This window comes from Olsenella uli DSM 7084 (assembly GCF_000143845.1).
Lineage (GTDB): Bacteria > Actinomycetota > Coriobacteriia > Coriobacteriales > Atopobiaceae > Olsenella > Olsenella uli.
Map to the genome: position 1 here is coordinate 1,121,512 of NC_014363.1, position 12,801 is coordinate 1,134,312.

Below are 12,801 nucleotides of genomic sequence, written 5' to 3' on the forward strand. Positions count from 1 at the left end.
CTTGGGCCGTTGGCTCCCCGGGCAGGATTCGAACCTGCGACACGCTGATTAACAGTCAGCTGCGCTACCACTGCGCCACCGGGGAATGGTTTAGTGCGCTAGAAACTATAACAGACCTCACTGATTGTGCAACCCAAAAAATCAGGCGCTTTCGCGACCGAGGAGCCTTCACACACCGTCGCAGGCGCCCGAAGTCCCGCTCCACGCCGGTCATGCGGCTCCATCATGCCCCAGGAAGAGCCTGGGGACGCTCCTCCCACGCCCCCGGACGCATGACGCATAGGAAGGGGGCGGCCTAGTCCTCCATGTAGTCCTTCAGGCGCCCAGAGCGCGACGGATGACGGAGCTTGGCCAGCGTCTTGCTCTCGATCTGGCGGATTCGCTCGCGCGTGACGCCAAACTCGCGACCGACCTCCTCGAGCGTACGGGGATGGCCGTCCTCCAGGCCGAAGCGGAACTTGATGACCTTGCGCTCGCGGTCTGCCAGGCTGTCGAGGACCTGTTCGAGCTGCTCGCGAAGCATGGAGTCGCTCGCGGCCTCGGGAGGGGCGACGGCCGAGGAGTCCTCGATGAAGTCACCGAGCGAGGAGTCCTCCTCCTCGCCGATGGGGGTCTCGAGCGAGACGGGTTCCTGGCTGATCTTCTGGATTTCGCGCACGCGGTCCGCAGAGATGCCCATTTCGGCACCGATCTCCTCGGGCGTAGGATCGCGGCCCAGGTCCTGGAGCAGCTGGCGCTGGACACGGACGAGCTTGTTGATGGTCTCGACCATATGGACCGGGATGCGGATCGTGCGTGCCTGGTCGGCGATGGCGCGTGTGATGGCCTGACGGATCCACCACGTCGCGTAGGTGGAGAACTTGAAGCCCTTGGTGTAGTCGAACTTCTCGACCGCACGGATCAGACCGAGATTCCCCTCCTGGATGAGGTCCAGGAAGAGCATGCCGCGCCCCACGTAGCGCTTGGCGATGGAGACCGTGAGGCGGAGGTTCGCGCTGATGAGGGCCTGCTTTGCCTCCAGGCCGACCTGCTCGATGCGCATGAGGCGCCTCTGCTCGGCGCGGGTGAGCTCGATCTCACCGCGATCGGCGGCCTCAAGGCGCTCCGTGGCCTCGGTGCCAGCCTCGATCTTCATGGCGAGATGGACCTCCTCCGAGGCGGTCAGCAGGTCGACCTTGCCGATCTCCTTGAGGTACATGCGGACGGGGTCGCCCGTGAGCATGACGGCCGAGCTGTCGAGCTTGTGGGCTCGTGCGCGTGAAGAGCGCTTGCGACCCTTGGGCTTTGGCACGGACCGCAGGACCTCGTTGGCGACGCGCGCCTCCTTGCGTGCCTTGGAAATCTCATCGTCCTCGTCATCCTCATCGTCGAGGGCGGCCTTCCCGTCGGCCTCGAGGGCATCGAGGCCGTCCTCATCGTCGACGGCAGAGACGGGCTGGCTCTCCCCGGAGGCGACGATGCTCACGCCCCGCGCGCGAACGGCCTCGTAGATGTCCGAGAGCTCGTCGTCATCGACATCCATCTCGGCGATGGCGACCTGTATGTCATCCTCGGTGATGGAACTGTCGGACGAGGAGGCGGACCTGATCAGCTTCGTAACGACCACCTGGAGCTCGTCGGAGAACTCAAGGTCGCTGGCAGCCTTGTTAGTTGTCACGGATTTCCTTTCGACGCACGTGCGGTTGGAATGATACCCATTTTCAGGCCGAGACAACAGATGAGAGCCTATTTGTCAGCTCGCCTATGCGTCGCTGAAGCCCGGTCGCCCTCTGGAAGAGCCCGATGGCCGCGGCGTCGGGCGTGGACGTCGAGGCGGAACGCAGGCGCGCCTTGATCTCGCGAACCTCGCGTCGCTTGGACCAGAGCTCCACCGTGTCAAGCAAGAACGACACCTTGTCGGCATTGGACAGCCTCGAGGTGACCTCGAGGCTGCCTGACGCCAGGATGCGCGGCGCATCCGCGACGACACCCGACGCGGCCGCCACCACGTCGGCGGGAGGGGTGCCCTCGGGCGTCGCGAGCATGGCCCACGCCATGGACTCGTAACGTGCATCAGTCCAGGTGAAGCCTGCGATCCTCTCGGCATGGGGCCTGATGGCGTCTGGGTGCGACGCGAGCATCGACAGAAGCTCGCGCTCGGCAACCACCCGCATGCGCTCGTCGCTCGAGAGCATCGCGAGCGAGGGCACGGGTGCGCCGGTCGCCTCCCCCCCATCATCGAAGGGCTGATGGTCGTAAGGCTGCTCCCCTCCGGAGGCGTGGATCGCGACGTGCTCTGACGAAGGCGGGGGGGGAGGCACGGCCAAGGCGTCCGCGCGGCGCATCCCCTGCGATCGCCCGCCTGCGCGTGGGGATGCGACAGGCTTCTCTCGCACGAGGCGCTTCACCTCGCCGAGGTCCGCGCCAAGCATGTCCGCAAGCTGGGTGGCATAGCCATCGAGGAGGATGGAGCCCTTGAGCGGCGCGAGGAGCGCGGCCATGTCGTCCATCGCCTGGACGCGCCTTCCAGGAACCGAGAGGTCGTAGGTTGCCATGCGCTTGTCGAAGACGAACTCCATGAGGGGGCGGGCGGCGTCGATGATGGGGCGCAGGGCGCCCGCCCCCTTGTCCGCGAGGAACTCGGCAGGGTCCTGGTTGTCGGGAAGCGTGACACACAGGAGGTCGGCCCCCGTCTTGTCGACGAACTGAACGGCGCGCTCCGCAGCCTTCTGACCTGCGGCATCACCGTCGAACATGCAGACGATGCGACTCTTGGCAAAGCGCTCGATCATCTTGACGTGATCGAGCGTGAGCGCCGTACCGAGCGCGGCAACGACGTTGGTGAAGCCCGCCTCGTGCATGGAGATGACATCGGTGTAACCCTCACAGACGATGGCCTCCCCCGTTGCGACCATGGAGTCCTTCGCACGGTCGAACGCGAAGAGGTGCTTCCCCTTGTGGAAGACGGCCGTCTCCTTGGTGTTGAGGTACTTGGGCTTGGCATCGGCGAGCACGCGACCGCCAAAGCCGATGGAACGCCCTAGCTCGTCGTGGATGGGAAACATCACGCGGTCGAAGAAGCGGTCTCGGACGCCGCTGCGGCCCTCTAATGCGAGGTCTGCGGCGACCATCTCCTGGCGCGTGAAGCCCCTCCCGAGCAGGTGTGCCGCAAGGGCACCGTGGCCGGGGGCAAATCCCAGGCCCCACCTGCGGCAGACCGCCGATCCGAACCCGCGCCCCGCAAGGTAGCCCCGTGCCACGCCAGCCCCTTCCGAACGCCCACGCAGCAGCTGGGTCGTATAGAACGCCTCGGCCTCGGCAAGGCACTCCACCAAGCGGTTGCGCTTGGGGCCGTGTCCTGCGGCGCCGCGCTCCTCCTGGAGCTCGATGCCCGCACGGTCGGCCAGGTAGCGGATGGCATCCGGGAAGTCCAGGCCCTCGCGCTTCATGACGTAGGCAAACAGGTCGCCTCCCTCGCCACAGCCGAAGCACTTCCAGAGCCCGGTGGCGGGGTTGACGTGAAACGACGGGCTCTTCTCGTGATGGAAGGGACAGCAACCCCAGAAGTCGCCACGGCGCTCGCGAAGCTCCACCGTCTCGCCCACGAGCCGCACGATGTCGGTCGCCTGGCGGACCCGCTCCCTGTCCTCGTCCGTGATCACGCGCTCACCTCCGCCCCGCCGACGCCTATGTTGGTACGTACCCAGTCGATGTCGCCCAAGACGACGCGTTCGAGCTCTTCGGTGGAATCGAACGGCCGAGAGGCGCGCAGCCATCTCACGAAGATGACCGTCGCCTCGCTTCCGTACAGATCGCCGTCGAAGCCGATGAGGTTGGCCTCGAGGAAGGAGGGGTCGGGGTCGGCGAACGTGGGAGGTGAGCCAACGTTGACGGCAGCGGGCCATGCCCGCCCTCCCTCGATGTAGAGGCAGGCGTAGACGCCCTCCGCCGGCATGCAGGCCTCGGGGCGCACCCGTACGTTCGCAGTGGGAAAGCCCAGGGAACTCCCCTCTCCCCTGCCATGCGTGACGACGCCACGCACGAAGTGGCAGCGCCCGAGCAGCTGTGCCGCGCGCTCGACGCGACCCTCGTGGAGGAGGTTCCTGACGCGCGTGGACGAGACCTTCACGTCACCCTCAGCGACCAGGTCGTGCCCGAAGACGTCCATGCCGCAGAACCTCCCCAGCTCCCGTAGGGCCGAGACGTCACCCGCACCCTGGGCACCGAGCCTGAAGTCGCTGCCCACGTGCAGCGAGACGGGTCTCAGGGCCTCCCCCAGCACATCCGAGAAGAACGCCCGGTAGCTGGTCGCAGACAGCTCCTCTGTGAAGTCGAGCACGAGAATCGCATCGGGTGCCGCCGCGGCAAGCGCCCTCACGCGGTCGCGTGCGGAGAGGAGCTCCGTGGAGATCGCCTTGTGACCCAAGACCGACGCGGGATCGGGGTCGAACGTCACGACGGCGGAAAGACAGCCTCGCGCGCGGGCGTCGGCGATCGTCGTGGCGACAAGCGCCTGGTGCCCCCGGTGAAAGCCATCGAATACCCCGATGACGCAGCAAGCTGCGACATCGGGCCCCAGATCGACGCCCTCCGCGACGAGCGCGCGGCCGCCGCCGAGACCCTTGGCCTCGTAGCGCCGCGCAGGTCGTCCGAGAAGCGCCGCAGACGCCAGACGGGCGACGTCCTCGGCAGGGAGGGGCCCTGGCCATGCCAGACGCAGGCTCATAAGCAGACTCCCGCGATGCCCGCCGGAAAGTTGACGTCACAACGCAGGAGGTGGCCAGAGCGACGCCAGATGCCCACGAGGGCAGCGTCTCGGACGAGCGCGACGCGCTCGCAGGAAGAGGCGGGCCCCTGCACCCCTCCGCCTCCCGCGCGGGAGGCGCCTGCGGGAAGCGCCCTGCCGCACAGGACCGACGCGAGCTCGGCATCGCCCACCTGGCGCACGGGCAGGCCCAGCAGCGACGCGGGATCGAGCATGCCGCCCGAGAGGGCGCGGGCGCCGTGTTTCTGCAGCTCGTCAAGGGACAGGCAGTTCCCGAGGCCGACGGCGCCGGATGCGGTGCGACGCAGCGCGCTCAGGTGCGCCGCCGTCCCCTGCTCGCGTCCCAGGTCACGGGCGATGCTGCGTATGTAGGTGCCCTTGGAGACCGTAAGCGCGACGCGCCACGTGAGCGCCTCGGCAGACTCGACCGCGAGCAGGTCCGCCCCAAGGATCTCTATGTGTCGCGGCGCGATCCTGACCGTCTGGCCCGAGCGGGCGCGGCGATAGGCGCGCTCGCCATTGACCGATATGGCCGAGAAGGATGGTGGCACCTGGTCGTGAGGTCCCACGAGGTCCCGGACGATGGCTTCCGCGACCTCGGCCGAGCGCAGTCGCCTAGGGACGGCGGCGCGGCGCGTCACCTCCCCCTCGGCGTCATCGGTGTCCGTCTCGGCACCAAACGCGATGAGGGCCTCATAGGACTTGGCCTCACAGCTGAGCAGCCCCATCAGGCGCGTACCCTGGCCGACGCCCACCACCAGCACGCCCGAGGCGGCGGGATCGAGCGTGCCGGCATGCCCGACCCGACGCTCGCCCAGTGAGCGGCGAACGCGATTCACCACGTCGTGGCTTGACATGCCGACGGGCTTGTCGATGGCCACGAGACAGTTGATGCCGCTCTGCCCACGCTTCACGAGACGGCTGTCCCGTTCTCGAACAATGCACGTAGCTGGGGCAGGACGGACGAGAGGGCCTCGTCTAGGTCTCCGTCGAGAGTGAAGCCGGCGGCAGCACGATGGCCTCCCCCGCCCAAGCCGCGGGCGATGGCCGCGACGTCGTGATCGGCCTTGGAGCGCAGGTTGCCCCTGACGCGGCCTCCCGGAACCTCCTTGAGAAAGAGTGCGACCTCGGAGCCGGCAACGCTGCGCACGACATCTATGAGGCCGTCGCACTCGTCTAGGCTTGCGCCAGTGCGCTCCAGGTCGGAGGCGGTCGCATAGCTGTAGGCGATCCGACCGCCTGCGAAGGTGGCGATGCGCCCCATGACCGCAGACTCCAGGTGCAGATACGAGAGGCTGAAGTTCTGGTAGACGTTGAGGGAGACCTCGCAGGGCGAGGCGCCGGCATCGACCAAAAGCGACGCGACCGAGAAGGCCTCGGCATCGGCGTTCTGGTACTGGAAGCGCCCGGTGTCGGTCGCAACCGCACAGTAGAGGCACTGGGCGATCTCGGGGGTGATGTCCACGCCCAGATGGAGCGCGAACTCGGCCACGATGACGCCTACGGCGGCGGCGTCGGGTCGTATCAGGTTCACCTCGGCGTAGGGGTCGTCACAGGGATGGTGGTCCATGATGGCCGTGTGGCGGGCGCGGCGCATGACCGCCTCTCCGTCGCTGAGGCGATGCGCGACCGAGAGGTCCACGCTCACGAAGAGGTCGGGATCCTCCGTGTAGTCACGGGCGCTGACCAGGCGCTCGCAACCCGGCAGGAACCGGTAGATGCGTGGCACGGGGGCAAAGTCGGCGAGCAGGCTGGTGACGCGCTTGCCCGGCCAGCGCGCCTCGATGACCCCACACAGTCCCAAGCACGAACCCAGGGCGTCTCCGTCCGGACTCGTGTGGGCGCAGAGCGCGACGCTGTCGCTGCCCTCGATGAGGGCCGCTATGGCATCGAACTTCTCCTCTTGCTCCGGATGTGCGATCAGGCCCATGGCAGCTGCGCTACTCCTCGTCCCCAGGTGTGTCACCGACGGGGTAGCCCGCATCGTCCTTCTCGACGGAGAGGGTCGGAGGGACGTTTTCCAGCGCGATGGAGATGCGCTCGGCCTCGTCGGCAGTCGTGTCTATCTCGAAGATAAGCTCTGGCGTGACCCGCCAGCCAAGGGCGTGTCCAAGCAGGGCCCGGATGCGGCCCCTGGCACGCTCGAGCGCGTCGGCGACGGAGTCGTAGCGATCCCTCTCGCAGCTCACGTATGCCTTGAGCACGGACTTGTCGACCGAGACCTCGACGCCCGTGAGGGTCACGAGCGCCAGGTCGGGATCGGCCACCTCGAAGAGGAGGATGCTGGCGAGCTTCTCGCGCGCGATCTGGTTGTTCCGCCGGGAGTTCCTGTTCTGCTTCATGTCAGCCTACTCAGTGCGGGCGACCTGCTCGACGCGATACGCCTCGATGATGTCGCCGACGTGGATGTCCTGGAAGTTCTCGAGGCCGACGCCGCACTCGAAGCCGGCCTTGACCGTCTTGACGTCATCCTTGAAACGACGCAGCGATGCAAGCCTGCCCTCGTAGACGACGATGCCATCGCGGACGAGACGGCAGAGGTCATCCCGGGAGACCTCGCCGTCCTGGACCATACAGCCCGCCGCGATGCCGACCTTGGGGACCTTGAAGGTGTTACGAACTTCGACGGAGGCCGTCTGGCGCTCCTCCTCGGTCGGCTTGAGCATGCCGATGCGGGCTGCATCGATGTCCTCGATGGCCTTGTAGATGACGCTGTAGGTCCTGATCTCGACACCCTGCTGCTCGGCGGCGGTGCGCGCCTTGGCCTCGGGGCGAACGCCAAAGCCGATGATGATGGCGTTCGATGCGTCGGCGAGGACGACGTCGGTCTCGGAGATGGCGCCGACGGCAGAGTGGATCGTGTTGATGCGGACCTCGGATTGGTCCATCTTGTCCAGCGAGTCCTGGAGCGCCTCGATGGAGCCCTGGACATCGGCCTTGATGATGAGGTTGAGCTCCTTGACGTCGGCGTCGGCCATGGTGTCGAAGAGGTTCTCGAGGGTCACGTGCTTGACCCGGTTCTGCTCCTCGATGCGGGCCTTCAGCTGGCGCTGCTCGGCCAGGCCGCGCGCATCGCGCTCGTCCTGGAACACGCGGAACTCGTCACCGGCCATCGGCACGCTCGAGAGGCCGAGGACCTCGACCGGATCGGCGGGTCCCGCCTCGGTGACGCTGTTGCCACGGGGGTCGACCATGGCACGAATCTTGCCGAAGGCCAGGCCCGCGACGATGGCGTCGCCGACATGCAGGGTGCCTCGGCTGACCAGCAGCGTGGCGACGGAGCCACGGCCACGGTCCAGCTTGGCCTCGAGGACGTTGCCCGACGCGAAGGTGTCGGGGTTGGCCTTGAGCTCGAGGACGTCCGCCTCGAGCAGGACGCTCTCGAGCAGGGTGTCGATGCCCTGGTTCTGCCTGGCGGATATGTCCACGAACATGTTCTCGCCACCCCATTCCTCGGGGATGACGCCGTACTCGGTGAGCTCCTGGCGAACCCTCGTGGGGTCGGCGCCGGGCTTGTCGATCTTGTTGACGGCGACGATGATGGGCACGCCGGCAGCCTTGGCATGGTTGATGGACTCGATGGTCTGTGGCATGACGCCGTCGTCGGCGGCGACGATCAGGATGACTATGTCGGTCACCTTGGCGCCGCGGGCGCGCATGGCGGTGAAGGTCTCGTGACCGGGCGTGTCGATGAAGGTAATGATGCGCCCGTTGATCTTGACCTGCGAGGCGCCGATGGCCTGGGTGATGCCACCGGCCTCCCCTGCGGCGACGCCCGTGTGGCGGATGGCGTCGAGAAGCGACGTCTTGCCGTGGTCGACATGGCCCATGACCGTGACGACGGGGGGACGGGACACCAGGTCCTCGGGGTTGTCGAAGAAGGTGAAGGAGTTCTCCTCCTCCTTGGTCATGACCTTGACGTCCCGGCCGAGGTCATCGGCGACCAGCTCGATAAGCTCGTCGGACATGGACTCGGTCAGGGTCAGGGGCGTGCCCAGCAGGAACAGGCGCTTGATGATGTCGTTGGCGGGGACGCCGAGGAGCCCGGCCAGCTGCGTGACCGTGGAGCCCTGTGGGACCCTGACGGTGTCGAGCTGCGAGACGTCCTGGTCGTTGGCGATGGCCTCCTCGATGCGCTGCTGCTCGGCGGCCTGCTCGGCCTGCTGCTTCCTGCGCTCCTTGCGCTTCTTGCGACGACCGGTGGACTCGCGGGTGGCCTCCTCGACGGCCACACGGGCCTCCTCGAGGACGTGGGAGCGGTTGTACTCCTCCGCCTCGCGGGCCATGCGGCTGTAGCGGTCCTCCTCCTGGCCTCCCCTGCGAGTGGTCTTGCGTCCCCTGCCCCTGCCCTTGCGGCCCTCGTCTCCGGGCGAGGGGGCGCCGGCACCCTCGGAGGGGCGGGGCGCGGCGCTGCGACGGGGACGGTGCTGGTCGTCACGTTTGCCGCCACGGGCCTCGTCCTTCTTCTTGGAGGCCTCCTCCGCCTGCTGCTGCAGGACCTTCTCCTGTTGGGCGATCTGGTCGAGCAGGCTGGTGAAGGACGGGACCGACTTGGGGGCGGTGTCCTTCACGCGATTGCGCTCGGCCTCCTCGGCGGCAAGGCGCTCCGCCTCCAGGCGCTCCTCCTCGGCCCTCTTGCGCGCGGCCTCGGCGGCGGCGCGCTTGCGCTCCTCCTCGGCTCGCTCGCGCTCGCGACGGGCCTCCGCCTCGATGCGCTCCCGCTCGGCCTTCTCCGCCTCGACGCGCTCCCGCTCGGCCTCGGCCTCGGCCTCGGCCCTCTTGGCGGCCTCGATCTCCGCCGCACGGGCCTCGAGGATGGGCTTGAGCTTCTTGCGCACGATGGAGACGTAGGCATCCTCCAAAGTCGAGGACGGGGACTTGGCCGGGATCTTCATGTCTGCGAGATGGCCGAGCATCTCCTTGCTGGTCATGCCATATTCCTTGGCGAGGTCATGTACGCGCGTCTTTGCCATGTGACCAACCTTTCTGGGACGAGGGTCTTGGGGACTACGAGGTGGGACCCTCGTGCTAGATCAGGGAGTCGGGGTCGTCGCTGACGGAATCCGCGGGCATCGAGGCGAGCTTCTCGTGCACGCCGCAATAGCGCGACCCAGGGCGGGCCATGTTGCGGCATTGGACCCCGTTGGCCCCGACGTACTCGCAGCGGTACTCGCCGTCCTCCCCGGCAAGCTCGACCTCCTTGGGCATGTCACGCAGGATGTCGGCCGCCAGGGACTCGTTCTTGATGTCGATGTGCATGCCGGTCAGGCGCGCGGCGAGGCGGGCGTTCTGCCCCTCCTTGCCGATGGCCAGGGAGAGCTGGTCGTCGGGGACGATGACCGTGGCGTAGTTGTTCTCGGGATCGACGATGACGCGTGAGACGCGCGCCGGCGAGAGAGCGTTGGCGACGCAACGTGAGGGGTCGTCGCTCCACAGCACGACGTCGACACGCTCCCCACGCAGCTCGGAGACGACGGTGCGCACGCGGCTGCCCTTGGGGCCGACGCAGGCACCCACGGGGTCGAGACGGTCGTCCAGCGAGGACACGGCGACCTTGGAGCGCACGCCCGCCTCGCGCGCGACGGAACGGACCTCGACGACACCCTCGTAGACCTCGGGAACCTCGAGCTCGAAGAGCCTGCGGATGAGGTCGGGGTGGGTACGGGAGACGACGATCGAGGGACGCTGGCGCTCGCCGCGGATGGGCGGCTGGTTGCTGTTGGGGTCGCGCACGTCGACTATGATCGCACGGATGCGCTGGTTGTGGATGTAGCGCTCGCCTACAGGCCGCTCGTTGCGCTCGTCTGGGTAGCGGCGCTGATCGAAGTAGGGCAGCTCGGCCTCGACGCCCTCGCGGATCTTGATGAAGGCGAAGTCGGGGGTGGTCTGCAGCACGGTGCCGGTGATGATGTCGCCCACTCGCTGAGAGAACTCCTCGAAGATCTGCTGACGGGCAGAGTTGCGCACGATCTCGGCAATCTCGGACTTGGCGTGCTGCGCGGCGATGCGCGAGGCGTCCTTGGGCGTGACGTCGACCTCCTCGAAGTTGTCGAACTCGCCAGTCTCGTCGTTGATGTCCCCCTCGGGAACGAGCTTGTAGACGTAGACGCGTCCGGTCGCACGGTCAATGGTGACGCGTGCTCCGAAGTCGAGGTGCAGGATCTCGGCGTAACTCTTGGCCAGGGATTGCTCGAGGCGGTCGATGAGGTAGAGCTCGTCGATGTGCTTCTCCTGGCAGAGCGCCATCAGTGCTTCCATCATTTCGGATGCCATGTTTCTTCCTTCCCGGGAGGGGCGAACGGATTCTCGAGACGCCTTGCGGCTAGTCGAAGTCGGGTCTGACGTGGCAGGACTTTATGTCGTCGAGGGCGAGGGAGACGCGCTCTTCGCCGCACTCGACGACGACCCTGCCTCCCTCGACGCCCAGCAGCCTGCCCGTGAAGCGGCGGCGACCCTCGCGAGCGAAGGTCTTGAGGGAGACGTCACTGCCCGCAAAGCGCTCGAAGTCGCGCTCCTTGCGCAGCGGTCGCGCGAGACCCGGCGAGGACACCTCGAGGACGTAGGATCCCGCGATGGGATCCGCGTCGTCCAGGACCTCGTTGATCCAGCCGCTCTGGGCGGCAACCTCGTCGAGCGAGATCGTGGGGACCCCCTCGTCCGCATGGTCGATCCTCACGCGCACGACGGGGGCCTTGCTCGAGCCCACGACCTCGACGTCCACGACGTCGATGCCATGCGACCGAGCCGCATCTTCGAGCGCGGTCACCAGTTGCCTCTCAAGGTCGGTCGTTGCCACGCGATACTCCTCCCGGCAGACGGACCGTCTGCATACCAAAAGGAAGCAGGGCAAAGGAGCTGCCCCACTTCCTCGTACGTTCACAATTGAGCTTCACATAATATAGCCAACGTCGCCACCGGTGGCAAGGGGGAATCACGCACATATTACCCGCACGAGCGATGGCATTCGGGACCGACGGCCATGCCCCTAGCTCCGTTTGCAGGGGATGGGGCGTGGCGGCGTCTTGGGCTTCCTGGCACCCGCCATCACGACGGCGCCCTCCCCGCAAGCCTCCAGGCACCTGCCGCACTGGATGCAGGCCTTCTGGTCAATGACGTGGACGAACTTGTCCTTGCCCGTGATCGCGTCCTCCTCACAGGCGGCGAGGCAGTCACCGCAGCCGGTGCAGCGCGACACGAGGATGTGGTAGGTCATGAACGCCTTGCACTCGCCCGCAGGGCAGCTCCTCTTGCTGACGTGCCGATCGAGCTCGTCGCCAAAGAGGTCGATGCCCTCTTGCACGGTACGCGCCATGATGCGCCCCAGCTCGCAGAGCGACTGGGTGGACATGGTCGGGCAGAGGTCGCGCATGAGGTCGAGGTCGCCCATGCGGCCCCTCTTCCCCACCGCGTCACCCAGGATCGTTTCGAGCTGATAGCCGCCCTCGTAGCCAAAGACGCAGCGCCCACAGCACTCCCGGTGGAAGGTTGTGGCGATCTCGTGCAGGGCGTTCGCCATGCAGTTGGCATCGGTGTAGACGCACATGTAGTCGCAGGAGAGCTCCATAGGCTCGTCCAGCTCGCCGGGCACCAGAAAACGGCTCTGCGGATATCCTAAGTAGACGGCCCTGAGCCCCTCGGTGGGGACGGCGGTGACCGAGAGGAGACCCGCAGCCGTGGTCGTAGCATCCACCTCGACGGGGTCATTCGCGCCTTCCAGCCACACACGCTTGGTGCCGTCCTGGCCGCAAAGCCACGCCTCACCCGAGACGACCTCGTCCTCGGCCGCACCCGTCACGGAAGATGGTACGGGCTTCTCGCCCGAAAGCAGCTTGGCAGCCGCCGTGTCGTTGCCATAGAGGAAGCCGATCGTCTCGTCCGCAAGGACCACCTTGCCTTCGCCGAAGCGGCTCGCAAGGTCGGTGCGGCCCTTGGGCAGGATGAGCGTGACGTCCTCGGATGCCGCCCGCTCGACGGCCTCGTCGAGGCGCTCCTCGAGCAGCCTCAGGGAGACGGGGGCCTGGCGGTAGACGGGCATGAAGTTGATGATGGTCATGTGG

The 12,801-nt window shown here is 67.0% G+C and carries 10 protein-coding genes and 1 tRNA gene; all 11 read right to left on the reverse strand.

Features of this window, described 5'->3' with window-relative positions; translation table 11 throughout:
- Positions 1–10: 10 nt before the first annotated feature.
- The 11 genes from OLSU_RS04995 to OLSU_RS09505 all read right to left on the reverse strand — a co-directional run bounded on the left by OLSU_RS04995 (position 11) and on the right by OLSU_RS09505 (position 12,797).
- Positions 11–85, reverse strand: a tRNA-Asn gene (locus OLSU_RS04995).
- 210 nt (positions 86–295) lie between these two features.
- The gene (rpoD, locus tag OLSU_RS05000; RefSeq protein WP_013251860.1) at positions 296–1,657 is read right to left on the reverse strand and encodes an RNA polymerase sigma factor RpoD; all 1,362 of its coding nucleotides are present in this window, start codon (positions 1,655–1,657) and stop codon (positions 296–298) included.
- Between the two features lie 43 nt (positions 1,658–1,700).
- Positions 1,701–3,641, reverse strand: coding sequence for a DNA primase (gene dnaG, locus OLSU_RS05005; RefSeq protein WP_013251861.1), 1,941 nt, complete (start codon positions 3,639–3,641; stop codon positions 1,701–1,703).
- Complete coding sequence (ribF, locus tag OLSU_RS05010; RefSeq protein ID WP_013251862.1) at positions 3,638–4,705, reverse strand: riboflavin biosynthesis protein RibF; 1,068 nt, start codon at positions 4,703–4,705, stop codon at positions 3,638–3,640. The genes dnaG and ribF overlap by 4 nt, the downstream gene beginning before the upstream one ends.
- Complete coding sequence (gene truB, locus OLSU_RS05015; RefSeq protein ID WP_013251863.1) at positions 4,702–5,658, reverse strand: tRNA pseudouridine(55) synthase TruB; 957 nt, start codon at positions 5,656–5,658, stop codon at positions 4,702–4,704. The genes ribF and truB overlap by 4 nt, the downstream gene beginning before the upstream one ends.
- The gene (locus OLSU_RS05020; protein WP_013251864.1) at positions 5,655–6,674 is read right to left on the reverse strand and encodes a DHH family phosphoesterase; all 1,020 of its coding nucleotides are present in this window, start codon (positions 6,672–6,674) and stop codon (positions 5,655–5,657) included. Before OLSU_RS05020 ends, truB begins: the two co-directional genes overlap by 4 nt.
- Before the next feature lie 10 nt (positions 6,675–6,684).
- Positions 6,685–7,086 (reverse strand): 30S ribosome-binding factor RbfA, encoded by a 402-nt coding sequence (gene rbfA / locus OLSU_RS05025; protein WP_013251865.1) that lies wholly within the window; start codon positions 7,084–7,086, stop codon positions 6,685–6,687.
- 6 nt (positions 7,087–7,092) lie between these two features.
- The gene (gene infB, locus OLSU_RS05030; protein ID WP_013251866.1) at positions 7,093–9,717 is read right to left on the reverse strand and encodes a translation initiation factor IF-2; all 2,625 of its coding nucleotides are present in this window, start codon (positions 9,715–9,717) and stop codon (positions 7,093–7,095) included.
- Between the two features lie 55 nt (positions 9,718–9,772).
- Complete coding sequence (gene nusA / locus OLSU_RS05035) at positions 9,773–11,017, reverse strand: transcription termination factor NusA (RefSeq protein WP_013251867.1); 1,245 nt, start codon at positions 11,015–11,017, stop codon at positions 9,773–9,775.
- A 49-nt stretch (positions 11,018–11,066) separates the two neighbouring features.
- Positions 11,067–11,540: a ribosome maturation factor RimP gene (locus OLSU_RS05040; protein ID WP_013251868.1), complete on the reverse strand. Its 474-nt coding sequence runs from the start codon at positions 11,538–11,540 to the stop codon at positions 11,067–11,069.
- A 189-nt stretch (positions 11,541–11,729) separates the two neighbouring features.
- Positions 11,730–12,797, reverse strand: coding sequence for an NADH-ubiquinone oxidoreductase-F iron-sulfur binding region domain-containing protein (locus OLSU_RS09505; protein WP_013251869.1), 1,068 nt, complete (start codon positions 12,795–12,797; stop codon positions 11,730–11,732).
- Between the last annotated feature and the right edge of the window lie 4 nt (positions 12,798–12,801).

Excerpts from the sequence above, each read along its gene's own strand:
- ribF (WP_013251862.1), bottom strand. The coding sequence starts at position 4,705 with ATGAGCCTGCGTCTGGCATGGCCAGGGCCCCTCCCTGCCGAGGACGTC.
- OLSU_RS05020 (WP_013251864.1), bottom strand. The coding sequence starts at position 6,674 with ATGGGCCTGATCGCACATCCGGAGCAAGAGGAGAAGTTCGATGCCATA.
- rbfA (WP_013251865.1), bottom strand. The coding sequence starts at position 7,086 with ATGAAGCAGAACAGGAACTCCCGGCGGAACAACCAGATCGCGCGCGAG.
- infB (WP_013251866.1), bottom strand. The coding sequence starts at position 9,717 with ATGGCAAAGACGCGCGTACATGACCTCGCCAAGGAATATGGCATGACC.
- nusA (WP_013251867.1), bottom strand. The coding sequence starts at position 11,017 with ATGGCATCCGAAATGATGGAAGCACTGATGGCGCTCTGCCAGGAGAAG.
- OLSU_RS09505 (WP_013251869.1), bottom strand. The coding sequence starts at position 12,797 with ATGACCATCATCAACTTCATGCCCGTCTACCGCCAGGCCCCCGTCTCC.